The organism is bacterium, from assembly GCA_019637795.1.
Classification (GTDB): Bacteria; Desulfobacterota; Binatia; order HRBIN30; family CADEER01; genus JAHBUY01.
Map to the genome: position 1 here is coordinate 60,247 of JAHBUY010000007.1, position 25,489 is coordinate 85,735.

Below are 25,489 nucleotides of genomic sequence, written 5' to 3' on the forward strand. Positions count from 1 at the left end.
GCCTCAGACCGCGGCGCCGAACAGCCGCCCGACGCCGGCCGTCAGGGCCATCGCCAGCGCGCCCCAGAAGGTGACGCGCAGCGTGCCGCGCCAGACCGAGGCGCCGCCAGCGTAGGCAGCGGTGGCGCCGAGGATGGCGAGCGTCACCAGGGTGCTGGCGACGATCAGCGGCGAGAGCAGAGCGGCCGGCGCCACCAGCGCCGCCGCGATCGGCACCGCGGCGCCGGCGGCGAAGGCGGCGGCCGATGCCGTGGCCGCCTGCAGCGAGCGGGCCCGCAGGGTCTCGGTGATGCCGAGCTCGTCGCGCGAGTGGGCGGCGAGGGCGTCGTGCGCCATGAGCGCGCGCGCCACCTGTCGCGCCAGCGGTTCGTCGAGGCCGCGCTGGGCGTAGATGCCGGTCAGCTCCGCCAGCTCGCGTTCCGGCTCCTCGGCGAGCTCGCGGCGCTCGCGGGCGAGGTCGGCGCTCTCGGTGTCGGCCTGGGATTGCACCGAGACGTACTCGCCGGCCGCCATCGACATCGCCCCGGCGACCAGCCCGGCGACGCCGGCCAGCAGCACGGCGCCCTGCGTCGCGCCGCCGGCCGCGACGCCGACCACCAGGCTGGCGACCGAGACGACGCCGTCGTTGGCGCCCAGCACCGCCGCCCGCAGCCAGCCGATGCGATGGGCGCGATGGGCTTCGACGTGGTGGGCGCGCATGGCGGAGTGTGTAGCGGTCCGGACACCGCGGCGCGATAGGGCGGACGGAGATCCTGCCTCCCGGGGGCCGACCTGCTATACCGGCCCGGATGTCGTCGATCGGCGTGGTGCTGAATCCGCAGGCGGGGCGGAACCGTCAGCGGCGCAACCGCGCCGCCCACCTCGGGCGCGTCCTGGGACCGCGCGGTTGGGTGCGGGAGACCGGCTCGCTGGAGGCGCTGGCCGACGCCGCCGCCGAGTGCCGCGAGCGCGAGGTCGCGCTGATCGGGGTCTGCGGCGGCGACGGCACGCTGGCGCGCACCATCACCGCGCTGGTGCGCGAGTACGGACCGACGGCGCTGCCGCCGATCCTGCCGCTGCGCGCCGGGACGATGAACACCGTCGCCCGCGCCATGGGCTGCTCGGCCTGGCAGCCGGAGCGCATGCTGGCGGAGGTCGTCGACGAGCAGCGCCGCGGGGCGCGCCTGCCGCTCACCGAGCACCAGCTCGTGTGCATCAACGGCCGCCACTACGGCTTCATGATCGGCGCCGGCGTGCCGGTCGAGTTCCTGCGCGCCTACTACGACCAGCCGCGGCGCGGCGCCCTCGGCGCCGTGCGCACGCTGCTCCAGTTCAGCGGCTCGGCGCTGGTCGGCGGCCGCACCATCCGGCGCGTCTTCCGGCCGCTGCCGGCGGCGCTGCTGGTCGACGGCCGTCGCGGCCCCTTCGACGCCTACACCGTGATCTACGCCAGCACCATCGAGGACATCGGCCTCGGCTTCCGCCCCACCTATCGGGCGCGCGAGCAGGCCGGCCGCTTCCACGTCTTCGCGGCCGCGATCGAGGCGCTCCCCTTCATCGCCGCGCTGCCCGCCATCCGCCTCGCCCGGCCGACCCGCTCCCCTGCCGTGCACGACGTGCTCGCCGCCCATCTGCGCGTTGAGTTCCGCGACCCGACCTTCTACATGATCGACGGCGACATCATGGAGCCGACGACGCGACTGGACGTGCGCCTGGGCCCGGTGGTGCGCGTCATCCGGAGGTAGGGTGGGGGAGCGCAGACTCGGCATCATCGGCGGCAGCGGCCTGTACGCGCTGCCCGGCATCCGCGACGTGCAGCCGGTGCACGTCGACACCCCGTTCGGCGCGCCGTCGGACGCGCTGATGCGCGGCCGTCTCGGCGACGTCGAGGTCGTGTTCCTGCCCCGCCACGGCGTCGGCCACCGCCTGCTGCCGAGCGAGGTGCCGTTTCGCGCCAACGTCTTCGCGCTCAAGCAGCTCGGGGTCGAGCGCCTGCTCAGCATCGGCGCCGTCGGCTCGCTGCGCGAGCACCTGTCGCCGGGGCACGTGGTGCTCCCGGACCAGTTCATCGACCGCACGGTGGCGCGCCCGAGCACGTTCTTCGGCGACGGCATCGTCGTCCACGTCAGCCTCGCCGATCCGGTGTGCCGCGTCTTCGCCGACGCGGTCGAGGCGTCGACCCGCGCCGCCGGCGGCACCGTGCACCGCGGCGGCACCTACCTGTGCATGGAGGGGCCGCAGTTCTCGACCCGCGCCGAGTCGCACCTCTACCGGCAGTGGGGCGCCGACGTCATCGGCATGACCAACTGGCAGGAGGCGAAGCTGGCGCGCGAGGCCGAGCTCTGCTTCGCCAGCCTGGCGCTGGTGACCGACTACGATTGCTGGAAGTCGGACGCCGAGCACGTGGTGATCGAGGAGGTGCTGCGCATCCTCGCCGCCAACGCGGCGCTGGCGCAACGCGCCGTCGCCGGCGTCGCCGAGCGGCTGCCGGCGCGCACCTGCGCCTGCGGCTCGGCGCTGCGGAACGCGATCATCACCGATCGGGCGAGGATCCCGGCGGCGACGCGGGAGCGGCTGGCGCCGTTGATCGGGAAGTATCTGGAACACGAAGAACACCAATGACCACGACGAACACAAAGGCCGCGGGAATTGCTTTGTGTGCTTCGTGGCCGTTTGTGTTCTTCGTGTTTCCGGGGGAGTGAGTCATGAGTCTCGTAGTCGTCGGATCGGTCGCGCTCGACACCGTCGAAACGCCGAAGGGCAGGGCGGAGGACGTGTTGGGGGGCGCGGCGCTCTATTTTTCGCTCGCCGCCAGCTTCTTCACGCCGGTGCGGATGGTCGGGGTGGTCGGCGCCGACTTTCCCCGCGGCACCCTGGACGAGCTGCGGCGGCGGGACATCGACCTGGCGGGCGTCGCGGAGGCGGCGGGGCCGACCTTCCGCTGGAGCGGCCGCTACCACGAGGACGTGAACGTCCGCGACACGCTGCACCTCGATCTCGGCGTGTTCGCCGACTTCCGCCCGACGCTGCCGGAGGCGTACCGCGACTCGCAGTACGTCTTCCTCGCCAACATCGACCCGCTGCTGCAGGCGTCGGTGCTCGACCAACTGCACGCCCCGGGGGTGGTCGGCTGCGACACCATGAATCACTGGATCGTCGAATCGCGGCCGGCGCTCACCGCGCTGCTCGGGCGGGTCGGCATCCTGGTGATCAACGACGAGGAGGCGCGGCTGCTGTCGGGCGAGCGCAACGTCGTCCGCGCCGCCGCCAAGATCCTGGAGATGGGGCCGCGCGCGGTGCTCATCAAGCGCGGCGAGTACGGGGTCATCCAATTCGCCGGCGGCTCGGTGTTCGCGGTGCCGGCGTTCCCGCTCGAGGAGGTGACCGATCCGACCGGCGCCGGCGACTGCTTCGCGGGCGGTTTCATGGGCGAGCTGGCGCGCTGCGGCGACCACTCGCCGGCGGCGCTGCGCCGCGCCATCGTCTACGGCAGCGTGATGGGCTCGTTCGTGGTCGAGGACTTCGGTCCGCGCCGCCTGCTGCAGCTCACGCCCGAGGACGTCGAGCGCCGCTACCGCCAGTTCGTCAGCCTCACCGACATCGGCGGCGGCTGAGCGATGGATCTGTCGCTCGTCGTGCCGGTGTACAACGAGGTCGAGAACGTCGAGGCCCTGCACCGCGAGATCGACGCGGCCCTGGCGCCGAGCGGCCTCGACTACGAGGTGCTCTTCGTCGACGACGGCAGCAGCGACGGAACGTTCGAACGCCTGGCGGCGATCCAGCGGCGCGACCCGCACGTCGCCGTCATCAGCCTGAGCCGCAACTTCGGCCAGACGGCGGCGATGATGGCCGGGCTGGAGCGGACGCGCGGCGACGACGTCGTCTTCATGGACGGCGACCGCCAGAACGACCCCGCCGACATCCCGCGCCTGCGCGCCAAACGCGCCGAGGGCTACGACATGGTCGCCGGCTGGCGCATCGACCGCCAGGACGCCTGGCTCAGCCGCCGGCTGCCGTCGCGGATCGCCAACTGGCTGATCGGCGTCATCACCGGCGTCCGCCTGCACGACTACGGGTGCTCGCTCAAGGTGCTGCGCGGCGACCTGGCGCGCAGCCTGCGCCTGTACGGCGAGATGCACCGCTTCATCCCGGCGCTCATCGACGACCTCGGCGGACGCGTGGTCGAGTTGCCGGTGAACCACCGGCCGCGCGTCGCCGGGCGCTCCAAGTACGGCCTCTCGCGCACCGTCCGCGTCATCCTCGACCTGGTGACGGTGAAGTTCCTGTCGCTGTACGCGACGCGGCCGATCCACGTCTTCGGCGTCGCCGGCCTGCTGTCCACCGTCGCCGGCCTGCTGATCACCGGCTGGCTCGGCTTCGAGCGCCTGATCCTGGGGGTGCCGATCGGCGGCCGGCCGATCGTCCTGCTCGGCATCCTGCTCACCGTGATGGGGCTGCAGTTCGTGACCATGGGCCTGCTCGCCGAGCTGCTGGTGCGCACGTATCACGAGTCGCAGAACAAGCCGGTGTATCGCATCGCGCGGGTCCTGCCGCCCGAATCCGACGAGGGCTACGGCGCCGACCGCGTCGACGCCCCGCCATTCCGCCGTGCGCCCTGATGTGCCAGGCGTGAATTGACAACCCGATAGGGCGCCGATAGGCCAGCGGCGGCAAGAAAGATGCGCGGCGGCGCATCTGACGCGGCGTGGCCGTGCGGGCGGTTCGAGTGGAGGGACGCAAGTGAAACTGTGCGTGGTCGGAACCGGCTACGTGGGACTGGTGGCCGGAACCTGTTTCGCGGAGAGCGGCAACGACGTCATCTGCGTGGACGTGGACGCGGCGAAGATCGCGGCGCTCCAGCGTGGCGAGGTGCCGATCTACGAGCCCGGGCTGGAAGAGCTGATCAAGCGCAACGTCGCCCAGCAGCGGCTCACCTTCCAGACCGACCTCGCCGACGCGGTGCGCCGCTCGCTGATCTGCTTCATCGCCGTCGGCACGCCGGAGGGCGCCAACGGCGAGGCCGATCTCTCGGCGGTGTGGAAGGTCGCCGAGCAGATCGGCGACGCGATGAACGACTACAAGGTCGTGGTCGACAAGAGCACGGTGCCGGTCGGCACCGCGGCCCGCGTCGGCGAGATCATCCGCCGCCGCACCAGCCATCCGGTCGACGTCGTCTCGAACCCCGAGTTCCTCAAGGAGGGGGCGGCGATCGAGGACTTCCAGAAGCCGGATCGGGTGGTCATCGGGCACCACAGCGAGCGCGCCCGGGCGATCATGGAGGAGCTGTACAAGCCGCTCGTGCGCACCGGGAATCCGATCCTCTTCATGACCCCGGAGAGCGCCGAGATGACCAAGTACGCCGCCAACGCGATGCTGGCGGCGCGGATCTCGCTGATCAACGAGATCGCCAATCTCTGCGACGCCATGGGCAGCGACGTCGAGGACGTGCGCCGCGGCGTCGGCCTCGATCGCCGCATCGGCCCCGCCTTCCTCTTCCCCGGCGTCGGCTACGGCGGCTCGTGCTTCCCCAAGGACGTGAAGGCGCTGATCACCATGGCCGAGTCGAACGGCCTCGAGCCGCGCCTGCTGCGCGCCGTCGACCACGTCAACGCGGCGCAGAAGACGCTGCTCTTCCGCAAGCTCGCCCAGCACTTCGACGGCCAGCTCGGCGGCCGGCGCTTCGCCGTCTGGGGCCTGTCCTTCAAGCCGCGCACCGACGACATGCGGGAGGCGCCGGCGGTGACGCTGATCGAGGCGCTGCTCGAGGCCGGCGCCGCCGTGCAGGCGCACGACCCGGTGGCGCGGCGGGTCGCCGAACGGCTCTTCGGCGATCGCATCGCGTACTGCGAGGCGCCCTACGAGGCCCTGCGCGATGCCGACGCGCTGCTCATCGTCACCGAGTGGGGCGAGTTCAAGCAGCCCGACTTCGCCCGCATGCGCTCGCTGCTGCGCCAGCCGGTGATCTTCGACGGGCGCAACTTGTACGAGCTGAGCACCATGCGCCAGCTCGGGTTCACGTACTACGCCGTCGGCCGGCCGGCGGTCAGGGCGGAGTGAGCATGGGCCGGATCGTCGTCACCGGCGGCGCGGGCTTCATCGGCTCGCATCTCGCCGATCGTCTGGTGGGCGAGGGCCACGAGGTCATCGCGCTCGACAATCTGTCGACCGGTCACGGCCGCAACATCGCCCACCTGCTCGGCAACCCGCGCTTCCGGTTCATCCATCTGGACGTGACCGAGTACATCTACGTCGACGGCCCGGTCGACGTGATCTTCCATCTCGCCTCGCTCCCCAGCCCGGTCGACTACCTGAAGAAGCCGATCCCGACCCTCAAGGTCGGCGCCCTGGGGACGCACAAGACGCTCGGCCTGGCGCGCGCCAAGAACGCGCTGTTCCTCCTCGCCTCGACCTCGGAGGTGTACGGGGACCCGCAGGTCCACCCGCAGCCGGAGAGCTACTGGGGCAACGTCAACCCGGTCGGCCCGCGCGGCGTGTACGACGAATCGAAGCGCTTCGCCGAGGCGATGACGATGGCCTACCATCGCTACCACGGCGTGCCGACGCGCATCTTCCGCATCTTCAACACCTACGGCCCGCGCATGCGACCGGACGACGGCCGGGTGGTGACCAACTTCATCGCCCAGGCCCTGCGCGGCCAGCCGCTCACGGTCTACGACGACGGCGCGCGGACGCGCTCGTTCTGCTACGTCAGCGACCTGGTCGAGGGCATGATGCGGCTCTGGCAGCGCGGCGACAGCGATCCGGTCAACCTCGGCAACCCGCGCGAGATGACGATCCTCGAGTTCGCCAAGGTGATTCGGGAGCTGAGCGGCTCGGCGTCGCCGATCGAGTTCCTGGTGCCGACCGACGAGCGGACCAAGGACGACCCCAACACCCGCCGGCCGGACATCGCGCGCGCCCGCGCGCTGCTCGGCTGGGAGCCGCAGGTGGCGCTCGAGGACGGGCTGCGGGCGACCATCGCCTACTTCCGCGAGCGGCTGCGCGAGGACGGGGCGTGAGGATCGCGGTCAGCGGCGGCGCCGGGTTCATCGGCAGCCACGTCGTCGACGCCTACGTGGCCGCCGGCCACGAGGTGGCGGTGCTCGACGATCTCTCGACCGGCCGCGCCGAGAACCTGAACCCGCAGGCGCGCTTCCACCAGGTGGACCTGCGCGATCGTGATGCCGTGGCGCGCGTCATCGCGCGCGAGCGGCCGGAGATCGTCAACCATCACGCGGCGCAGCTCGACGTGCGCCGCTCGGTCGCCGATCCCGCTTTCGACGCGTCGGTGAACCTGGTCGGCTTTCTCAACCTGCTGGAGGCGGCGCGCCAGCACGGCCTGCGGCGGGTGATCCTCGCCTCGTCGGGCGGCGTCGTGTACGGCGAGAGCGCCCGGCTGCCGACCCGCGAGGAGGATCCGACCGAGCCGATCAGTCCCTACGGGGTCGCCAAGCTGGCCAGCGAGCGCTACCTGCACGTGTACGCGCACGTCTACGGCCTGCCGTCGCTGTGGTTGCGCTACGCCAACGTCTACGGGCCGCGCCAGAACCCGCACGGCGAGGCCGGCGTGATCGCCATCTTCAGCACCCTGCTGCTGGAGGGGAAGACGCCGGTGATCAACGGCAGCGGCACCCAGACGCGCGATTACGTGTTCGTCGGCGACGTCGTGCGCGCCAATCTGCTGGCGCTGGAGAGCGACTACGCCGGCCCGCTCAACATCGGGACCGGGATCGAGACCGATGTGAACCGCCTGTATGCGCTGCTCTGCGACGCCGCGGGCCACCACGCCGGCGAGCAGCACGGGCCCGCCAAGCCGGGGGAGCAGATGCGCAGCGTCCTCGATCCGCGGCGCGCCGGCGAGGTCCTCGGCTGGCGCGCCGAGACGCCGCTGGCGGAAGGCCTGCGCCGCACGGTAGCCTGGTTCCGGGAGCACCGCGCCGCCGCCTGATCCCAGGCGCGGCGAGAGCCGCCGATGACCGACCTCAGCCATATCCGCAATTTCTCGATCATCGCCCACATCGATCATGGCAAGTCGACGCTTGCCGACCGGTTGATGGAGGCGACCAAGACGATCACCGACCGCGAGCGCCAGGCGCAATTGCTGGACAGCATGGACCTCGAGCGCGAGCGCGGCATCACCATCAAAGCCAGCGCCGTCCGCATGCGCTACACGGCGCGCGACGGCCAGCCGTACCTGCTGAACCTGATCGACACCCCCGGCCACGTCGACTTCGGCTACGAGGTGTCGCGCAGCCTGTCCGCGTGCGAGGGCGCCGTCCTGGTCGTCGACGCGGCGCAGGGCGTCGAGGCGCAGACCCTGGCCAACGTCTACCAGGCGCTCGACAACAACCTCGAGATCGTGCCGGTGATCAACAAGATCGACCTGCCGAGCGCCGAGCCCGAACGGGTGAAGCACGAGATCGAGGAGACCATCGGCCTCGACGCCAGCGAGGCGGTGCTGGCCAGCGCCAAGCAGAACCTCGGCATCGACGAGGTGCTGGAAGCGGTGGTGCGCATCGTGCCGCCGCCGAAGGGCGATGCCGCCGCGCCGCTCAAGGCGCTCATCTTCGACTCCTGGTTCGATCCCTATCACGGCGTCGTCGCCGTGGTCCGCGTCTTCGACGGCGGCATCGCGGCCGGCGACCGCGTGCTGCTGATGTCGAACGGCGCCAAGTTCCAGGTGACCCAGGTCGGCGTCTTCGCCCCCCGCCCCGCCAAGGCGGATCGGCTCGGCCCCGGCGAGGTCGGCTTCTTCATGGCGGCGATCAAGGACATCCACGACGCCAAGATCGGCGACACCGTCACCAGCGCCGACCGGCCGACGGCCGCGCCGCTGCCCGGCTTCAAGGCGGTGAAGCCGATGGTGTTCTCGGGCCTCTATCCGACCGAATCGACGCAGTACGAGCCGCTGCGCGACGCCATGGAGAAGCTGCGCCTGAACGACTCGGCCTTCAGCTACGAGCCAGAGAACTCGATGGCGCTCGGCTTCGGATTCCGCTGCGGCTTCCTCGGCCTCCTGCACATGGACATCGTGCGCGAGCGCCTGGAGCGCGAGTTCGGCCTGTCGCTGATCGCCACGGCGCCGACCGTCGCCTATCGGGTGACCACCACCCGCGGCGAGACCCTGATGGTCGACAGCCCCGCCAAGCTGCCCGAGGAGGGGCGGATCGAAATGATCGAGGAGCCGTACATCCTCGGCTCGATCCACGTCCCCGAGACCTACCTCGGCGGCGTCCTCAAGCTCTGCGAGGAGAAGCGCGGCCGGCAGAAGGGCCTGCGCTACCTCGGCCCGACGCGGGTGGTGGTCGAGTACGAGCTGCCGCTCAACGAGGTGGTGCTCGACTTCCACGACCGCCTGAAGTCGGTGAGCAAGGGCTACGCCTCGCTCGACTACGAATTCATCGACATGCGGCCCGGCGATCTGGTGAAGCTCGACGTGCGGGTGAACGGCGAGCCGGTGGACGCCATGTCGCTCATCGTCCACCGCGACCGCGCCTACCAGCGCGGCCGCGAGGTCATCGAGACGATGAAGGAGATGATCCCGCGCCAGATGTTCGAGGTCGTGCTGCAGGCCGCCATCGGCGCCAAGATCATCGCCCGCGAGACGGTGCGGGCGCTGCGCAAGAACGTCACCGCCAAGTGCTACGGCGGCGACATCTCGCGCAAGCGCAAGCTCCTCGAGAAGCAGAAGGAAGGCAAGAAGCGGATGAAGCAGGTGGGCAGCGTCGAGATTCCGCAGGAGGCCTTCCTGGCGGTCCTCAAGGTGCCGGCCTGAGCGCGCGCGCCTACCTGTCGACCCTGGGCCTGGCGCTGGCCGCGGCCCTGCTGCTGCGCGGCCTCGTGCTCACCGGGGTGAAAGTCCCCTCCGGCTCGATGCTGCCGACCCTGCAGGTCGGCGACTACCTCCTCGTCAGCCCGCTGCCCTACGGCGTGCGCGTGCCGGGGCTGGGCTGGGTGGTGCGCTGGCGCGAGCCAAAGGTCGGGGACGTGGTGGTCTTCGCCGGCCCGCGCGGCGACAACCAGGACTACGTGAAGCGCGTCGCCGCCGTCGGCGGCGAGCTGGTCGAGGTGCGCGACGGCCAATTGCTGGTCGACGGCGCGCCGCGAATATTTCCCGGAACCGTGACATCCCACCCAGCACCGGGTTCGCAATTACCGGTGCGGACCGATAATTTTGGCCCCGTTCCGGTACCAGTGGGGAAGCTCTTCATGCTAGGAGACAGCCGCGACCGCAGCATCGACAGCCGTGTCTGGGGCTTCGTCGATGCCAACGACGTGCGCGGCAAGGCCGGCGCGATCTACTGGTCGATGGACGGCGACGATGGGTGGGTGCGGTGGGAACGGTTGGGCAGCGAGGTGCGCTGATCGTCCCGTCACCCGCCTGACAGAAATGCTGTAAAATTGGAGGTTCTGATGCGCATGCGTTTGGTGGTGGTTGGGTTGGCACTGGCGGCGATCGCGCCCGGGGCGGCGCAGGCGGCGAGCGGCATCTTCCGCTCGGCGTTCACCGAGATCACCTCGTCGAACGCGACGGGCATCGTCAGCGGCGACTTCGACAACGACGGTACGGTGGACATCGCCACCAGCAACGCCGGCACCGGCGGCAACGAGGTCGACATCCTGATCGGGTTCAGCGACGGCACGCTGACCAACGTCGGCAGGATCAGCATCAACAGCTTCCCATCCGGCCTGCTGCTGGCCGACTTCGACGGCGACCAGGTGGACGACCTGGTGGTCGCGCTCGCCAACGACAATGCCGTCACCTTCCTCAAGGGCCGCGGCGATCAGGACTTCTTCGACCCGCCGGCCGGCAGGACGCAGGTCGGCCTCAGCCCGGTCGCCATGGCCAGCGCCGATCTCGACGGCGACGGCAACCGCGATCTGGTGGTGGTCAACGAGGGCGGCGACAGCGCCCCCGGATCGGTGTCGATCCTGCACGGCAATGGCGACGGCACCTTCACCGTGATCCTGCAGAACGACCCCGCCCACCCGGGGGAGATGATCCCCGATCTGCCGGCGGAGCTCGGCACCCGCGCCGTGGCGCTCGGCAACATCGACGGCGGCCCGGCGCTCGACATCATCGCCCTGAACGCGCGCAGCAACACCCTGTCGCTCTACAGCGGCCAGGGCGGCGGATCCTTCGCGCCGGCCGGGACGCTCGCCACCGGGGCCAGCCCGCAGGATCTCGCGCTGGTCGACTTCGACGGCGACGGCACGCTCGATCTGGCGATCGCCGAGGCCAACGAGGATGCGGTCGCGGTGCGCCGCGGCAACGGCGACCGCACCTTCGGGCCCGCCACCGAGTACGCCGTCGGCACCTCACCCTCGCGCCTGGCGATCGGCGACCTGGACGACAACGGCACGCTCGACATCGTCGCCAGCAATCGCCGCAGCGGCGACGTCACCCTGCTGCGCGGCGACGGCATGGGCGGCTTCGGCGGCGCCCGCAGCTACGTCGCCGACGCGGAGCCGCAGGCGCTGACGCTCGCCGACCTCGACGACGACGGCCAGCTCGAGCCGGTGGTCGCTACCCAGGGCGGCGACGGCGGCGCGACGGTCGCGGTGCTGCGCAATCGCGGGGAGGGCGTGCTGCAGGCGGTCGAGGACGTGCCGGTCGGCAACGGCCCGGCGGCGGTGGCCGCCGCCGACGTCACCGACGACGGCCTGCCGGACCTCCTGGTGACCGGCGATCAGGGCAACGTCGTCATTCTGCCGGCGCTGCCGCTCGGCGGCTTCGGCGCCCCGATCAGCGTCAACGTCGGCGGCCGCGGCCTCGGCATCCTGGCGATCGATCTCAACGGCGACGCTCGTCCCGACATCGCCGTCGTCGACAACCAGAACAACCGCGTCGCCGTCGCCCTGGCCACCGGCCCCGGCACGTTCGCCGCCACCCAACTCTACCCGGTCGCGCAGGCGCCCGGCGGCATCGCCAGCGGCGATTTCAACGGCGACGGCCGGCCCGATCTCGCGGTGACCGCCATCGGCCCGCCGGCGCGCGTCTCGGCGCTGCTGCAGAACCCGAACGGCACCTTCGCCGCCGCTCGCAGCACCCAGTTGACCAACGAGGAGACGCCGATCGGCATCGCCGCCGTGGACGTCAACTGCGACGGCCGCAACGATCTGGTGGTCGCCAACCAGGCGACGAACACGGTCTCGGTGCTGCGCAGCAACGGCGACGGCACCTTCGCGATCGCCCAGACGCTGCCCTCCGGACAGGTCGGACAGGGCCCGATCGGCATCGTCGCCGCCGATTTCGATCGCGACGGCGTCACCGACTTCGCGGTCAGCAACTCGGTGGTACCGCTCAACAACCCGAGCGTGCGCACCTTCAAGGCCGACTGCGGCAGCGGCACCTTCGCCCAGCTCGGCACGGCGCGCGCCGGCGATCTGGTGAGCGCCATCGTGGCGCGCGATTTCACCGGCGACGGCATCGTCGACATCGGCCTGGTCAACCAGACCTCGAACGCGGTGCGGGTGCTCACCGGGGTCGGCGACGGCAGCTTCCGGGTCAACCAGGCGGACTCGGTCAGTCGCATGCCGGTCGCCATCGCCGCCGCCGACTTCGACGGCGACGGGCGCTACGACGCGGCGAGCGCCAACAGCGATCCGAGCGCCCGCAACGTCTCGGTGCTCTCCAACTGCGCCCGCGACGCGGGCTGCGATCCCTTCCGTCCCGGTCCTCCGGGCAGCGCGGCGCGACGCGGCGACGCCAATGACGACGGCATCCGCTCGGCGGCGGACTTCGTCGCCGTGGCGGCCGAGGTGATGGACGGCGACGGCCAGCAGGTCGAGGCCATCGGCCTGGGGACCTTCACCGGCGCCGGGCCGGGCGCCGACGCCAACGGCGACGGCCTGGTCACCGCCCAGGACCGACGCGCCGTGGCGCGCCGCATCTTCGGCGGAGCCTGAGGCCAGTGGCCGACGAGGCTCGCCTGCAACGCGACCTGCAGGACGCGATGCGCGCCCGCGACCGGCTGCGCATCGACGTCCTGCGGGGCGTCATCGCCGCGGTGAAGAACGCCAAGGTGGACAAGCAGGTGCCGGAGCTGCCGGAGGCGGAGATCGTCGCCGTCCTCCGCAAGGAGCTGAACAAGCGCAGCGAGATCGCCGAATTCGCGCGCCAGGCCGGGCGCGACGAGACGGTCGCCCAGGCGGAGGCGGAACGGGCCATCCTCGACGCCTATCTGCCGGCGCAGATGGACGCCGCGGCGCTGGAGGCCGCGATCCGCGCCATCGCCGGCGAGCTCGGCGGCGTCCAGATCGGCCCGATCATGGCCGAGCTGCGCAAGCGACACGCCGGCCAGTTCGACGGCAAGCTGGCCAGCGAGCTGGTCAAGAAGCTGGCGTCGTAGCGAGCTCCGCGATGGCCGCCGCGAACCGATCGACTGGCGCCGACTGGCCCGAGCTGTCGTATGCGGCGGGGCGGGAGACCTGGTCGACCCTGCATCTCTGGTCGCAGGTGGTCGGCAAGGTGCGGCTGGTGCGGACGCCGTGGACCAACCATTCCTGGCACGTGCCGCTCTACGTCACGGTGCGCGGCCTCACCACCTCACCGATCCCGTACGGCGGCCGGGCGCTGGAGATCGACTTCGATTTCCTCGAGCACCGGCTGACCCTGCGCACCGACGACGGCGGCGAGCGGACGGTGCCGCTCATCGCCCAACCGGTGGCGCGCTTCTACGCCGCCGTGATGCGCTGCCTGGACGAGCTGGCGATGCCGGTGCGCATCCACACGATGCCGAGCGAGATCGCCGACGCCGTGCCCTTCGAACGCGACACCGCGCCGCGCCGCTACGACCCGGAGCAGGCGACGCGGCTCTGGCGCGCCCTGCTGCAGGTGGATCGGGTGCTCAAGGAGTTCCGCGCCCGCTTCATCGGCAAGTGCAGCCCGGTGCACGTCTTCTGGGGCAGCTTCGACATCGCGGTGACGCGCTTCTCCGGCCGCGAAGCCCCGCCGCACCCGGGCGGCGTGCCCAACTTCCCCGACTGGGTGGCGCGCGAGGCCTACTCGCACGAGGTCAGCAGCGCCGGCTTCTGGCCGGGCGGCGGCGCGGTCGACTACCCGGCCTTCTACTCGTACGCCTATCCGGCGCCGGCCGGTTTCGCGCAGGCGACGGTCGCGCCGGCGGCCGCGTCCTACTCGACGGCGCTGGGCGAGTTCCTCCTGCCGTATGACGCCGTGCGGGCGGCGTCGTCTCCGGACGAGGCGCTGCTCGAGTTCCTGCAGAGCACCTACGAGGCGGCGGCGAACCTGGCCGACTGGCCGCGCGCCGCCCTCGAGCGCCGTTTCGATCGGTGAGGCGAGGGGCGCCGCCGCGCCTCCCTCAAGTCCCTCTCACGACGCGGCGCCCTCCAGACGCGCCGCCGCGGCGGACACGCCGGCGCCGGCGGAGAGCGCGTGGCCGCAGCGCGGTAGCACCCGTTCCAGCGCGTGCAACACCAGGAGCACGTTGGCCGCCGTGCTCGATTCGCCCATCAGGCCGATCCGCCACACTTTCCCCTTCAGCGGACCCAACCCGCCGCCGATCTCGAGCTGGAATTCCTCCAGCAATCCCCTGCGCACCGCCAGATCGTCCACCCCGTCCGGAATCGTCACGCTGTTGAGCATCCACAGCCGACGCCCCGCCTGCGCCGCGAGCTCGAGGCCGAGCGCCGCGAGGCCCGCCTGCAACGCCTCGTGGTGACGTTGATGCCGACGCCACCGCGCCTCCAGCCCCTCCTCGTGCACCAGCCGTAACGCTTCCAGCAGCGCGTAGTTCATGGTGATCGGCGCGGTGTGGTGATACACGCGCTCGTCGCCCCAGTATTTCTCGATCATCGTCAGGTCGAGGTACCAGCTCTGCACCGGCGTGCGCCGGGCGCGCAGGACCTCGAGGGCGCGCGGCCCGAAGGTGAGCGGTGCCAGGGCGGGCGGACAGCTCAGGCATTTCTGCGTGCCGCTGTAGGCGGCGTCGACCTGCCACTCGTCGATGCGCACCGGGCAGCCGCCGAGCGAGGTGACGGTGTCGAGCACCAGGAGCGCGCCGGCGGCGCGGACCAGCGGCGCGATCTCCTCGACCGGCTGCCAGGCGCCGGTCGAGGTCTCGGCGTGCACCAGCGCCACCAGCTTGGCGCCGGGATGGTTGCGCAGCGCGGCGGCGATGTCCTCGGCCTCGATCACCCGACCCCACGGCGCCTCGACCGCGACCGGCCGGGCGCCGCAGCGACGGACGATGTCCACCATGCGGGTGCCGAAGACGCCGTTGACGCCGACGATGGCGACGTCGTCGGGCTCCAGGAGATTGACCAGGCACGCCTCCATGCCCGCCGAGCCGGTGGCCGAGATCGGCAGGGTCAGCGCGTTCTCGGTGCGGAACGTCGCCCGCAGGAGCCGCTTGGTCTCCTCCATGAGCGCGATGAAGGCCGGATCGAGATGCCCGATCAGCGGCGTGGCCATGGCGTTCAGCACGCGCGGGTGGACGTTGCTCGGTCCCGGACCGAGGAGGATGCGAGGCGGGACGGTGATCGGCATCGGCCAGGCAAAACACAGATGCGCGCGGATGACCACCGGTGAGCGCGGCCGGGCCGGTGTCCATCTGTGGCCATCGGCGTCCATCTGTGTTTTCCAGGGGGCGATGCTGGCGCCGCGGATCGTGGACGGATTGATCGAGCTGGTCGGCGGCGACGGCGTGATCGCGCGCGGGTCGGCGGCGCGGGTCTACGAATGCGACGGCTGGACGCTGGAGCGGCGGGTCCCCGAGGTGGTGGTGCTGCCGCGCACGCCGGAGGAGGTGGCGGCGGTGGTGCGGCTGCTGCACCGGCACGGCGTCGCCTTCGTGCCGCGCGGCGCCGGCACCGGGCTCTCCGGCGGCTGCCTGCCGGTCGCGGCGCCGGTGATGATCTGCACCAGCCGCCTGCGGCAGATCGTGTCCATCGACCTCGCCAACCGGCGCGCCGTCGTCGAGGCGGGGGTGGTGAACCTCGCCGTGTCGCGCGCCGTCGCGCGCCACGGCCTCTTCTACGCCCCCGATCCGTCGAGCCAGTCGGCCTGCACCATCGGCGGCAACGTCGCCGAGAACTCCGGCGGTCCGCACACGCTGAAATACGGGGTCACCACCAACCACGTGCTCGGGCTGGAGCTGGTGCTGCCCGACGGCGAGGTGGTGACGCTCGGCGGCGCGGTGGAGGACGTGCCCGGCTACGACCTGCGCGGCCTGGTGATCGGCGCCGAGGGCACCATGGGACTGGTGACGCGCGCCACCCTGCGCCTCACCCGGACGCCGGAGGGCGTGCGCACACTGCTCGGCGTGTTCGCGACCGTCGACGCGGCGTGCCAGGCGGTCTCCGGGATCATCGCCGCCGGCATCGTCCCGGCGGCGCTGGAGATGATGGACCAGCTCATGATCGCCGCCGTCGAGGCGGCGTTCCAGGTCGGGCTGCCGACCGACGCCGGCGCGGTGCTGCTCATCGAGCTCGACGGCGCGGGCGCCGAGCTCGACCAGCAGGCGCGCGCGGCGTCCGACGTCTGCCACGCCCAGGGCGCGCGCGAGGTGCGGGTGGCGCGCGACGAGGCCGAGCGGGCGGCGCTGTGGAAGTGCCGCAAGCGCGCCTTCGGCGCGGTCGGCCGCCTGGCGCCGAACTACTGCACCCAGGACGGCGTCGTGCCGCGCACCAAGGTGCCCGACATCCTGCGCGCCATCGCCGGCGTCGCGGCGCGCCATCGCCTGCGCATCGCCAACGTGTTCCACGCCGGCGACGGCAACATCCATCCCATCCTGCTCTACGACGAGCGCGACGCCGACGAGGTGCGGCGGGTGATCGCCGCCGGGCACGAGATCCTGCGCGCCTGCGTCGATCTCGGCGGCAGCATCACCGGCGAGCACGGCATCGGCGTCGAGAAGATCAACGAGCTGCCGCTGCTCTTCGCGCCCCAGGATCTGCGCGCCATGCAGGCGCTGCGCGCCGCTTTCGACCCCGAGCAGCGCTGCAATCCGGGCAAGATCTTTCCCACCCCCGGCGCCTGCGTCGAGGTGACGCGGCCGCGCCGCCAGGTGCCGGCATGAACGGCGATCGCCCGGGCGGCGACGCGACGGCGGCGCTGCGCGAGGCGCTGGGCGACGCGGTGCGGCCGGACTTCGACGCCAAGTTCCGCTTCGCCGCCGCCGGCGGCGCGCCGGAGTGCGTCGTCGAGCCGGCGGACATCCCCGGCGTCGTGGCGGCGATCGACGCCGCCCGCCGCGCCGGGCTGGCGGTGGTGCCGGCCGGCAACGGAACCCACCTGCGGATCGGCTGGCGGTCGCGGGCGCCGCACCTGGCGCTGAGCACGCGGCAGATGGGGCGCGTCCTCGCCCACGACGCCGGCGACATGACGGTGCGCGTCGAGTGCGGCGCCACCGTCGCGGCGCTCGACGCCGCGCTCGCCGCGGCCGGTCAGTGGCTGCCGCTCGACCCGCCGCGCGCCGAGGCGATGACGGTGGGCGGCCTGATCGCCGCCGATCGCAACGGGCCGCTGCGCCTGGGCTACGGCGGCGTGCGCGACTGGCTGATCGGCGTCCGCGCCGTCATGGCGGACGGCGCCGTGGTGCGCGGCGGCGGCCAGGTGGTGAAGAACGTCGCCGGCTACGATCTGCCGCGGCTGTTCGCCGGCTCCTTCGGCACCCTCGGGGTGCTCGTCGAGGCGACCTTCAAGGTGCGGCCGCGGGCGGCGGCGTTGGCGCTCGGCGAGTGGACCGCGCCGACCCTGGCGGCGGCGCTGGCGCGCGCCCAGGCGGTGATGGCGAGCGACGTGCAACCGGTCCTGCTGGAAGCGGTGAACGAATCGGCGGCGGAGGCCCTCGGCCTCGACAGCGGCGCCTCGGTGCTGATCGGCGTCGCCGGCTCGCCACCGCACCTGGACGAGCAGGAGCGGCGCCTGGCGGCGCTGTCCGGCGGCGCCGCCGTCCGCCACGCGCCGGAACGGGGCGACGCGCTGCTGCGCGCGCTGCGCGAGTTCTCGCAGCCGGCGGACGACGATGCGCTGGTGATCCGGGTCGGCGTCCTGCCGACGGCGCTGCCGCCGGTGCTGGCCGAGATCGAGACGGCGGCGCGGCGGGCCGGCGTCGTGGCGGAGATCGCCGCGCATGCCGGCAACGGGGTCGCCTGGTGCCAGTTGCTCGGCGCGCCCGACGAGGCGGCGTTGCAGGGAGTCGCCGCGGCGGCGCGCGCCGCGGCGCTGCGCGGCGGCGGCTGGGCGGTGTACGAGGCGATTCCCGGCGAGCTCGGCGAGCGCCTCGACCCGTGGGGATTCGACGCGCCGGCGCTTGCCGTCATGCGGCGGGTGAAAGCGGCGCTCGACCCCGACGGCCTCTTCAGCCCGGGGCGCTTCGTCGGCGGCATCTGAGGCGGGATGGAAGCGAGCGAGACGATCGGCGGCGCGGGGCGGGTGGCGGATCCGGCGCTGCTCGGCGCCTGCGTGCACTGCGGTCTCTGCCTCGACGCCTGCCCGACGTATCTCGAGCTGGGCAGCGAAGCCGACTCGCCGCGCGGCCGCATCCATCTCATCCGCGCCCTCGAGGACGGCACCCTGGGGATCGACGCCGAGGTGGTGCGCCACCTCGATCTCTGCCTCGGCTGCCGCGCCTGCGAGAGCGCCTGTCCATCGGGCGTCCGCTACGGCCGGATCATCGAGGACGCGCGCGTCCACCTGAACCGACAGGCGACCCGCCCGTGGGGCGCGCGCCTGCGGCACCGGCTGGTCCTGGCGACCTTCCCCTACCGGCGGCGGGTGCGCGCGCTGCTGGCCCTCGCTGCTCTGGCGCGGCGGCTCCGCCTCTGGCCGCTGATCGCGCGGCGGATCGACGGCGCGGAGCTGCTGCCGGCCGCTGCCGGGGCGATGCCCGACGGGTCGTTCTTCCCGGCGCGCGGGCACGAGCGGCTGCGGGTCGGGTTGGTGACCGGCTGCGTCGCCGGCGAGCTGTTCGCACACGTCAACGCCGCCGCGGTGCGGCTGCTGACCGCCAACGGCGCGGCGGTCGTCGTGCCGCCGGCGCAGGGCTGCTGCGGCGCGCTGCACCTGCACGGCGGCGAGCGCGCGGCGGCGCGCGCCCTGGCGCGGCGGTTGGTGGACGCCTTTCCCGGGTCGCTCGACGCGGTGGTGGTGACCGCGGCGGGGTGCGGTTCGTCGTTGAAGGAGTACGGCGCGCTGCTCGCCGACGATGCCCGCTACCGCGAGCGCGCGGAGCGCTTCGCCGAGCGGGTGCGCGACGTCACCGAGGTGCTCGACGCGATCGGCGCCGCGGCATCGGCATCGGCGATGGCGCGCCGCGTCACCTATCACGACGCCTGTCACCTGGCGCACGCCCAGGGCGTGCGCCAGGCGCCGCGCCGCCTGCTGGCGCGGGTGCCGAACCTGGAGCTCGTCGAGCTGGCCGAATCGGAGGTCTGCTGCGGCAGCGCCGGCAGCTACAATCTCACCGAGCCGGCGATGGCGCGCCGCCTGCGCGAACGCAAGATCGACCACATCCTCGCCAGCGGGGCCGAGGTCGTGGCGGTCGCGAACCCCGGCTGCGCGCTGCAGATCGCCGCCGGCCTGAAGGCCCGCGGCTCGACGGTGCGCGTCGTCCACCCGGTCGAGCTGCTGGACGACGCCTGATCGCGCCGCGCCCCATGGACGAGCTGGCCGCCGCTGGTATCGTCCTCGGAAGCGAGGTGGAACGGATGGCATGGTGTGCGACGCGGCGCGCCGGGCGAGGGGCGCTGGCGGCCCTGGCGGCGCTGCTCGGCGGCTGCAGCGTGTCGGCGCGGGACGTGACGGTGCCGATGGCGCCGGAGGTGGACCTGCCGCGCTTCATGGGCGACTGGTACGTGATCGGCGTCATTCCCACCTGGTTCGAACAGGGAGCCTGCAACGCGGTGGAGTCCTACGCGCTCGACGACGACGGCACGATCCAGACGACGTTCACGTTCAACGCGGGGGCTTTGGACGGTCCCGAGAAGCGCATGCGGCCGCGCGGCTTCGTCGTCCCCGGCACGAACAATGCGGTCTGGGGCATGCAGTTCGTCTGGCCGATCGAGGCGGAATTCGTCATCGCGCACGTCGATCCGGCGTACACCGAGACGATCATCGCCCGCAGCGCCCGCGACTACGTCTGGATCATGGCGCGCACCCCGACGATCGGCGAGGACCGCTATGCGGCGCTGGTCAGCCGGGTGGGCGCCATGGGCTACGACGTCGACCGGATCCAGCGCGTGCCCCAGCGCGCCGGACCGTGAGACGGGGCCAGGGCGTGGCCGCCCGCCGGCCTCCACGGCCAGCCGGTGGACGCCCGCGACCGGCTGAGCGCGCCTCCGAGGCGCTCAGAGCAGCGACCGGCAGACGCGCGCGAAGGCGTTGATGCCGCGGGTGTAGGGGAGCACGCGGCGCACCGGGCCGCGGAAGCGGATCTTGAAGCGCAGCACGCCCATTCCGTAGCCGAAGCGGCCGGCGAAGAAGTCGATCCAGTCCTGCCGCGTCGCCGAGAAATCGGGATCGTCCCTCCGGCCGCCGGGGCGGCGTTCGACCCGGCCGTGGCTGTCCCAGTGCATCCAGATGCCCGGCGCCGGCGCATCGCTGAGACGGAACACCGCGGTTCCGAAGCGCGCCAGGTGCGCCGTGTGACCGCTCGCATTCCACGCCTCCACCGCCGCGTCCCACCACGCCGGCGACAGGAGATCCGGCCCCTCGTTCGCATCCATCGGCGCAACTTGGCACGCGGCGCGGGCGAAAACGACACCGGCGCCGCGCGCATGCGCGGCCGCGTCGCGGGCGGCGGTCACGGGTGACTGGGCGCGGCGCTCAGCCGGGCGTGGTCGGGTTGTGGTGTCGGGGCGTGCAGGGTGTCCAGGATCTGCAGCGCCTGGCTGATGCGGTCCTTGTGAACGAAGGGAGCGTGCAGGAACAGGTCGACGGTGGCGTTGAAGAGCGCCGGATTGTCCATCGGCACGCTGTGGGTCGCGTCCGGGAAGATGGCGAGCTGGCTGTTGGGCAGGTGGCGATGGATCGCGACGGTGTGCTCGCCGACGATGACGTCGTGGTCGCTGGCCAACACCAGGGTGGGGGCGCGGATGGCCTCGAGGGCGGTCAGGTCGATGTGCGGCTCGTCGAGCATCAGCCGCGTCAGCGTCAGCGCCCGGCGGCCGGCGGCGGTCTGGCGCTCGGCGTCGGAGATGGAATCGACCATTTCGCGCAGGGTGGCGATGGCGTCGGGGTCGATGGCGTCAGGGGTCAGATTGGCCGACACGGCGACGATCTTCCGCACCCGCTTTGGATGCCGGATGGCGAGCAGCAGCGCTTCGATGCCGCCGTCGCTCCAGCCGATGACGTTGGCCTTGCGGATCCGCAGCCGGTCGAGCAGCGCCGCGAGATCATCCGTCATGTCCTCGTACGTGAGGGGGTCCGGCCCATCGTCGGAGAGGCCGTGATCGCGGCTGTCCATGGCGATCACCCGGTAATGGCGGCGGAAGTAGTCGATCTGGGCGCCGAGGTCGGCGATGCTGCCGCCGTTGCCGTGCAGCAGGAGCAGTGGCTCTCCGGTGCCGTAGGTCTCGTAGTAGAGCTTCACGCCGTCGTGGGTGAAGGTGCCGCCGGCGGCGGGGTTGGCGCCGTACCGGGCGGTGGGCGTGTTCGGCCGCGCGGTCCCGGTCGGGTTGGCGGCGCGAGCCGGCAGCGGCACGAAGAAGAGCAGCGGAACGAGGAGGCGCCCCAGCCAGTGCGACGCTCTCGCCTGGTCGGTGGGTCTGTCCATCTGGCTCACTCGTACCCCCGGACGGGTGGGGATTGCCAGATGCCCGTGCGTCTATTCGCGCAGTAGGACGTCCGCCCCGAGGCGGACCGTTCCCAGGCAGCGCCGCAGCAGCGACGAGCGCCGCACCAGGGCGCGGCCGCGGACGATGAGCATGCGCTCGAGGCGGTAGCGGTCGAAGGTCTTCCGCCGCGGCGCGGCGGCCGCGCCGGCGACGGCGGCGAGGGGCGCCCACAGGTCGTCGAGCGGATGCTGCCAGGTCGCGAGGTCGGCGGGATCGAGGCGCGCGATCATCTCCTGGCAGAGGCGGAGGCGGTCGGGGGACGAGGCGATCTCGAGCGCCCACTTGTCGATCGACTCGGTGCTCGGACGGCTGTGCTTCTTGACGCCGATCGGATCGCCGAGGCCCTGTGCGGCGGGCTCCTGCTTGCCGTACTCCACCGCCTGCGGCTCGTTGGGCACGCCCAGGAAGGCGAAGATCTCGGCCATCGTCGCTTCCGGATCGGCGACCAGGCGCTCGTACACGACGTGGTAGAGCGGCACCGGCCGGGCGCGCAGGAAGCTGGCGATCGCCGGTACGTAGCGCTCGAGCAGCGGGTTGTAGGCGTGGGCGGCCGCGTAGTCGCCGTTGAAGAAGGACTCCGCGTAGGAGCTGAATACCGCCAGCGGATGGCGGGTGAGGACGACGTAGCGCGCGCGCGGATAGATCCTGGCGAGGAAGTCGAGGATCAGGCCGTAGGCCGGCGTCTTGTCGAGAAAGCGTTGCTTCTCGGGCCGGGTCGCGAGCATCCGCAGGTAGAGCGTGTCGCAGTAGGCGCGGCAGGCGTCGATGTAGTCCTGCTCGCCGCCCGGCAGGGCGGCGACGAACTCGCGCTGCGCCTCGGCGGCGAGGACGGCGTCGTAGGGCGCCTTGTCGACCCTGGCGTAGTACCCGAGATGGGCGAGCGGCGTCAGCAGATGCGGCTCCGGCCGCCCCATGATCAGCGAATGGGCGCCGATCATGCGCGCCAGCAGGGTGGACCCCGAACGCGGCGGGCCGATGACGAAGATGACCTTGTCTTCCACGATCGGCGACCCTACCAGCGACGGAGATGGCCGCCAAGAACGCCAGGGGCGACTGTCAGTCGAAGAGCCGCGCGACCTGCGGCTTGACCACCTTGCCCATCGGATTGCGCGGGAGGTCGTCGGCGAGGCGCAGCAGCGTCGGGACCTTGTACGGCGCAAGGCGCTCCTTGGCCCAGGCGCGCAGGGGCTCCAGCGTCAGGGTCTCCCCGGGGCGGAGGATCACGGCGGCGGCGACGCGCTGGCCCCACTCGTCGTCGGCGACGCCGACCACCGCGCACTCGGCGATCGCGGGGTGGGCGCGCAGCACCTCCTCGATCTCCAGCGCCGAGACCTTGAAGCCGCCGGTCTTGATGATGTCGATCGAGTCGCGGCCGAGGATGCGGTAGCTGCCGCGCTCGCGCACGGCGATGTCGCCCGTCCTGAACCAGCCGTCGGCGGTGAAGGCGGCGCGGGTCTCGTCCGGGCGCTGCCAGTACTCGTGGAAGACGCCGGGGCCGCGCACTTGGATCTGGCCCGGGGTGTCGTCGCCGACGACGGCGCCGGCGTCGTCGACCAGCCGCACCTCGATGCCGGGGAACGGCGCGCCGACATGGCCGGGCCGGCGCTCGCCGTGCAGCGGATTGCCGAGGCCCATGCCGATCTCCGTCATGCCGTAGCGCTCGAGCAGCGTGTGGCCGCTGATCCGGCGCCAGGCGTCGAGCAGGGCGACGGGCAGGGCCGCCGAGCCGGAGACCATGAGGCGCAGGCGGCGGCAGCCGGCGCTCATCGCCGCGCGCTGCGCCGGCGGGGCGCTGTCCCAGGCGCCGCGCAGGCGGGCGTAGATGGTGGGCACCGCCATGAACAGGGTGAGGCCGTCGGCGGCGGCGATGCGCTGCCACACCGCGGCGGCGTCGAAGCCGTTCTGCAGCTCGCAGGTGGCGCCGGACCACAGCGCCGCGCAGAGCAGGTTGAGGATGCCGTGCAGGTGGTGCAGCGGCAGCACGTGCAGGATGTGGTCGTCGGCCGACCACTCCCAGGCGCCGACCACCGATGCGATCTGCGCCGCCAGGCCGGCGTGGGTGGTGACCACGCCCTTCGGCTTGCTGGTGGTGCCGGAGGTGAAGAGGATCAGCGCCCGGCGCGCCTCGGCGACGTCGGGCAGGGCGCCGGCGGGCGCTGCCAGCAGGGCGTCGGTGCGCAACAGGCGCAGGCCGCGCTCGGCGGCGAGCGGCGCCAGGCGCGGATGGTGGACGTCGTCGGCGACGAGGATGGTCGCCTGCGCCTCGTCGACCGCATAGGCCAGCTCCGGCGCCGGATGACTCGTGCACAGCGGCACGGCGATGCCGCCGGCGCGCCAGATGCCCCACTGGACGGCGACGTGGGCGCAGGTGGGGGCGACGAGGTAGGCGACGCGCGCCTCGGCGAGGTCGCCGCGGCCGTCGAGCAGTCCCCCGGCGACGCGCGCCGAGGCGGCGAGCAGATGCTCGTAGCGCCAGGTGCCGTCGGCGGCGATCAGCGCGCGGCGGCCGGCATGCGCGGCGGCGCGGGCGACGAGCGGGATCACGCCGCGTTGGGGCGCGGCACGCCGAGCGGCACGTCGTCGAGCGCCTGCAGGCGCGGCAGCACGGTGCGGGCGAACAGGCGCATCGACCGCTCCGCGTCCTCGTAGGGCATGCCGGCGTAGCTGAACACGCCGTTGTACGCGGCGGCGCCGGTGAGATTGCGGATCTCGAGGATCTTCTCGTAGCACTGCTCGGGCGTGCCCCAGACCTGCAGGTTGAGGAAGAACTCGGTCATGGCGTCGACGCCGCCCGGCGCGCCGACGATCTCCTGCATGCGGCCGTAGCCCTCGTAGCCCTTGGTCTGCTGCAGGTGGGTGTCGAGGAACTCGTAGTGCTCGACGACGCTCTTCCAGTAGCCGCCGATGTAGCGCTCGGCCATGGCGCGGGCCCGCGCCGGATCCTCGTCGCAGAACGTCCAGCCGGCGACGATCGGCGCCGGCGCGGGGATGCCGGTCACCTCGGCGTGGACGCGGCGATAGGTGGCGAGCTCGTCGGCGACGAGGTCCCACGGCTTCTGGGGAATGATCAGCAGGCCGAGGCCGAGGCGGGCGACGATGGGGAACGACTCGGTGGACACGGCGGCGGCGTAGCTGCGGCCGCGGAAGGTGGTGTGCGGGCGCGGCCGGATGTCGCGCCGCGGCTGCTTCACGTAGGTGCCGTCGTATTCGCACCAGCCGCGCTCGAGGCCGGTGAGGATCATCTCCGCCGCCTCGGTGAAGCGCTCGCGGCTGCTGTTCATGTCGACCCCGAGGCCCTCGAACTCGATCCGCCCCAGGCCGCGGCCGACGCCGAGAATGACGCGGCCGTTCGACATCGCGTCCAGCATCGCCACTTCCTCGGCGACCCGCATCGGATTGTGCCACGGCAGCACGACCACCATGGTGCCGAGCAGCAGCGTCTCGCTGCGCGCCGCGAAGTAGGCCAGCATCTGCAGCACGTCGGGGCACATCGTGTAGTCGGTGAAGTGGTGCTCGACGCCCCAGATCGACTGGAACCCGAGCGCTTCGGCCATGCCGCCGAGCCGCAGCTCCTGCTGGTACACTTCGAGGTCGCTGCGGCCGTGGTCGGTGCCCTGGAAGATGATCGCGAGTCCGACGTCCATGGGGGCCTCCTCTAGCAGAAAATCCGTGCGCCGTGATCAGGAACCGGTGGCCGGTCGGCGATGCG

General features: G+C 72.2%; 23 protein-coding genes. 16 read left to right on the forward strand and 7 right to left on the reverse strand.

Features of this window, described 5'->3' with window-relative positions; genetic code table 11:
* Positions 1-3: 3 nt before the first annotated feature.
* A complete protein-coding gene (locus tag KF840_21915) occupies positions 4-699 on the reverse strand; it encodes a VIT family protein (GenBank protein MBX3027563.1) in 696 nt (231 codons plus the stop codon).
* Between the two features lie 89 nt (positions 700-788).
* Between KF840_21915 and KF840_21920 the strand changes: the two genes are divergently transcribed.
* The 12 genes from KF840_21920 to KF840_21975 all read left to right on the forward strand — a co-directional run bounded on the left by KF840_21920 (position 789) and on the right by KF840_21975 (position 14,278).
* Complete coding sequence (locus tag KF840_21920) at positions 789-1,724, forward strand: hypothetical protein (protein ID MBX3027564.1); 936 nt, start codon at positions 789-791, stop codon at positions 1,722-1,724.
* A gap of 1 nt (position 1,725) precedes the next feature.
* Positions 1,726-2,601 carry an S-methyl-5'-thioadenosine phosphorylase gene (gene mtnP / locus KF840_21925; GenBank protein ID MBX3027565.1) on the forward strand — a complete coding sequence of 292 codons (876 nt, stop codon included), beginning with the start codon at positions 1,726-1,728 and terminating at the stop codon, positions 2,599-2,601.
* An 83-nt stretch (positions 2,602-2,684) separates the two neighbouring features.
* The gene (locus KF840_21930) at positions 2,685-3,593 is read left to right on the forward strand and encodes a sugar kinase (GenBank protein ID MBX3027566.1); all 909 of its coding nucleotides are present in this window, start codon (positions 2,685-2,687) and stop codon (positions 3,591-3,593) included.
* 3 nt (positions 3,594-3,596) lie between these two features.
* The gene (locus KF840_21935) at positions 3,597-4,598 is read left to right on the forward strand and encodes a glycosyltransferase family 2 protein (protein ID MBX3027567.1); all 1,002 of its coding nucleotides are present in this window, start codon (positions 3,597-3,599) and stop codon (positions 4,596-4,598) included.
* A 121-nt stretch (positions 4,599-4,719) separates the two neighbouring features.
* Positions 4,720-6,036, forward strand: a complete 1,317-nt coding sequence (locus tag KF840_21940; protein MBX3027568.1) for a UDP-glucose/GDP-mannose dehydrogenase family protein — start codon at positions 4,720-4,722, stop codon at positions 6,034-6,036.
* 2 nt (positions 6,037-6,038) lie between these two features.
* On the forward strand, positions 6,039-6,998 hold the full coding sequence (locus KF840_21945; GenBank protein ID MBX3027569.1) for an SDR family oxidoreductase: 960 nt from the start codon (positions 6,039-6,041) through the stop codon (positions 6,996-6,998).
* The gene (locus KF840_21950; protein ID MBX3027570.1) at positions 6,995-7,927 is read left to right on the forward strand and encodes an NAD-dependent epimerase/dehydratase family protein; all 933 of its coding nucleotides are present in this window, start codon (positions 6,995-6,997) and stop codon (positions 7,925-7,927) included. The genes KF840_21945 and KF840_21950 overlap by 4 nt, the downstream gene beginning before the upstream one ends.
* 24 nt (positions 7,928-7,951) lie before the next feature.
* Complete coding sequence (gene lepA / locus KF840_21955; protein ID MBX3027571.1) at positions 7,952-9,754, forward strand: translation elongation factor 4; 1,803 nt, start codon at positions 7,952-7,954, stop codon at positions 9,752-9,754.
* The gene (gene lepB, locus KF840_21960) at positions 9,751-10,344 is read left to right on the forward strand and encodes a signal peptidase I (protein ID MBX3027572.1); all 594 of its coding nucleotides are present in this window, start codon (positions 9,751-9,753) and stop codon (positions 10,342-10,344) included. The genes lepA and lepB overlap by 4 nt, the downstream gene beginning before the upstream one ends.
* A gap of 48 nt (positions 10,345-10,392) precedes the next feature.
* On the forward strand, positions 10,393-12,888 hold the full coding sequence (locus KF840_21965) for a VCBS repeat-containing protein (GenBank protein MBX3027573.1): 2,496 nt from the start codon (positions 10,393-10,395) through the stop codon (positions 12,886-12,888).
* Between the two features lie 5 nt (positions 12,889-12,893).
* Positions 12,894-13,331, forward strand: coding sequence for a GatB/YqeY domain-containing protein (locus tag KF840_21970; protein ID MBX3027574.1), 438 nt, complete (start codon positions 12,894-12,896; stop codon positions 13,329-13,331).
* An 11-nt stretch (positions 13,332-13,342) separates the two neighbouring features.
* Entirely contained in the window at positions 13,343-14,278 is a 936-nt protein-coding gene (locus KF840_21975; GenBank protein MBX3027575.1) for a hypothetical protein, read from the forward strand.
* Between the two features lie 36 nt (positions 14,279-14,314).
* Here the strand turns inward: KF840_21975 and KF840_21980 are convergent, their stop codons facing one another.
* Complete coding sequence (locus KF840_21980) at positions 14,315-15,490, reverse strand: alanine--glyoxylate aminotransferase family protein (protein MBX3027576.1); 1,176 nt, start codon at positions 15,488-15,490, stop codon at positions 14,315-14,317.
* A 103-nt stretch (positions 15,491-15,593) separates the two neighbouring features.
* On the opposite strand from KF840_21980, the gene KF840_21985 reads away from it, so the two are divergent.
* The 4 genes from KF840_21985 (at position 15,594) to KF840_22000 (ending at position 20,208) form a co-directional block, all read left to right on the forward strand.
* Positions 15,594-17,021, forward strand: a complete 1,428-nt coding sequence (locus KF840_21985; protein MBX3027577.1) for an FAD-binding protein — start codon at positions 15,594-15,596, stop codon at positions 17,019-17,021.
* Complete coding sequence (locus KF840_21990) at positions 17,018-18,337, forward strand: FAD-binding oxidoreductase (protein MBX3027578.1); 1,320 nt, start codon at positions 17,018-17,020, stop codon at positions 18,335-18,337. Before KF840_21985 ends, KF840_21990 begins: the two co-directional genes overlap by 4 nt.
* 6 nt (positions 18,338-18,343) lie before the next feature.
* Positions 18,344-19,588, forward strand: a complete 1,245-nt coding sequence (locus tag KF840_21995) for a 4Fe-4S dicluster domain-containing protein (GenBank protein MBX3027579.1) — start codon at positions 18,344-18,346, stop codon at positions 19,586-19,588.
* 65 nt (positions 19,589-19,653) lie between these two features.
* Complete coding sequence (locus KF840_22000) at positions 19,654-20,208, forward strand: lipocalin family protein (GenBank protein MBX3027580.1); 555 nt, start codon at positions 19,654-19,656, stop codon at positions 20,206-20,208.
* A gap of 84 nt (positions 20,209-20,292) precedes the next feature.
* Here KF840_22000 and KF840_22005 read toward each other — a convergent pair whose 3' ends face one another.
* The 5 genes from KF840_22005 to KF840_22025 form a co-directional block, all read right to left on the reverse strand.
* Positions 20,293-20,670 (reverse strand): hypothetical protein, encoded by a 378-nt coding sequence (locus KF840_22005; GenBank protein MBX3027581.1) that lies wholly within the window; start codon positions 20,668-20,670, stop codon positions 20,293-20,295.
* Between the two features lie 77 nt (positions 20,671-20,747).
* On the reverse strand, positions 20,748-21,719 hold the full coding sequence (locus tag KF840_22010; GenBank protein ID MBX3027582.1) for an alpha/beta fold hydrolase: 972 nt from the start codon (positions 21,717-21,719) through the stop codon (positions 20,748-20,750).
* Positions 21,720-21,770: 51 nt separating this feature from the next.
* Entirely contained in the window at positions 21,771-22,781 is a 1,011-nt protein-coding gene (locus tag KF840_22015) for a sulfotransferase (GenBank protein ID MBX3027583.1), read from the reverse strand.
* A 55-nt stretch (positions 22,782-22,836) separates the two neighbouring features.
* The gene (locus tag KF840_22020) at positions 22,837-24,324 is read right to left on the reverse strand and encodes an acyl-CoA synthetase (GenBank protein ID MBX3027584.1); all 1,488 of its coding nucleotides are present in this window, start codon (positions 24,322-24,324) and stop codon (positions 22,837-22,839) included.
* Positions 24,321-25,424 (reverse strand): LLM class flavin-dependent oxidoreductase, encoded by a 1,104-nt coding sequence (locus KF840_22025; GenBank protein ID MBX3027585.1) that lies wholly within the window; start codon positions 25,422-25,424, stop codon positions 24,321-24,323. The genes KF840_22020 and KF840_22025 overlap by 4 nt, the downstream gene beginning before the upstream one ends.
* Between the last annotated feature and the right edge of the window lie 65 nt (positions 25,425-25,489).

Bases quoted from the DNA above. Each gene is read 5' to 3' on its own strand.
- KF840_21915 (MBX3027563.1), bottom strand. From the start codon at position 699: ATGCGCGCCCACCACGTCGAAGCCCATCGCGCCCATCGCATCGGCTGG.
- KF840_21920 (MBX3027564.1), top strand. From the start codon at position 789: ATGTCGTCGATCGGCGTGGTGCTGAATCCGCAGGCGGGGCGGAACCGT.
- KF840_21930 (MBX3027566.1), top strand. From the start codon at position 2,685: ATGAGTCTCGTAGTCGTCGGATCGGTCGCGCTCGACACCGTCGAAACG.
- KF840_21935 (MBX3027567.1), top strand. From the start codon at position 3,597: ATGGATCTGTCGCTCGTCGTGCCGGTGTACAACGAGGTCGAGAACGTC.
- KF840_21945 (MBX3027569.1), top strand. From the start codon at position 6,039: ATGGGCCGGATCGTCGTCACCGGCGGCGCGGGCTTCATCGGCTCGCAT.
- lepA (MBX3027571.1), top strand. From the start codon at position 7,952: ATGACCGACCTCAGCCATATCCGCAATTTCTCGATCATCGCCCACATC.
- KF840_21965 (MBX3027573.1), top strand. From the start codon at position 10,393: ATGCGCATGCGTTTGGTGGTGGTTGGGTTGGCACTGGCGGCGATCGCG.
- KF840_21975 (MBX3027575.1), top strand. From the start codon at position 13,343: ATGGCCGCCGCGAACCGATCGACTGGCGCCGACTGGCCCGAGCTGTCG.
- KF840_21980 (MBX3027576.1), bottom strand. From the start codon at position 15,490: ATGCCGATCACCGTCCCGCCTCGCATCCTCCTCGGTCCGGGACCGAGC.
- KF840_21985 (MBX3027577.1), top strand. From the start codon at position 15,594: ATGCTGGCGCCGCGGATCGTGGACGGATTGATCGAGCTGGTCGGCGGC.
- KF840_21990 (MBX3027578.1), top strand. From the start codon at position 17,018: ATGAACGGCGATCGCCCGGGCGGCGACGCGACGGCGGCGCTGCGCGAG.
- KF840_21995 (MBX3027579.1), top strand. From the start codon at position 18,344: ATGGAAGCGAGCGAGACGATCGGCGGCGCGGGGCGGGTGGCGGATCCG.
- KF840_22000 (MBX3027580.1), top strand. From the start codon at position 19,654: ATGGCATGGTGTGCGACGCGGCGCGCCGGGCGAGGGGCGCTGGCGGCC.
- KF840_22005 (MBX3027581.1), bottom strand. From the start codon at position 20,670: ATGGATGCGAACGAGGGGCCGGATCTCCTGTCGCCGGCGTGGTGGGAC.
- KF840_22010 (MBX3027582.1), bottom strand. From the start codon at position 21,719: ATGGACAGACCCACCGACCAGGCGAGAGCGTCGCACTGGCTGGGGCGC.
- KF840_22025 (MBX3027585.1), bottom strand. From the start codon at position 25,424: ATGGACGTCGGACTCGCGATCATCTTCCAGGGCACCGACCACGGCCGC.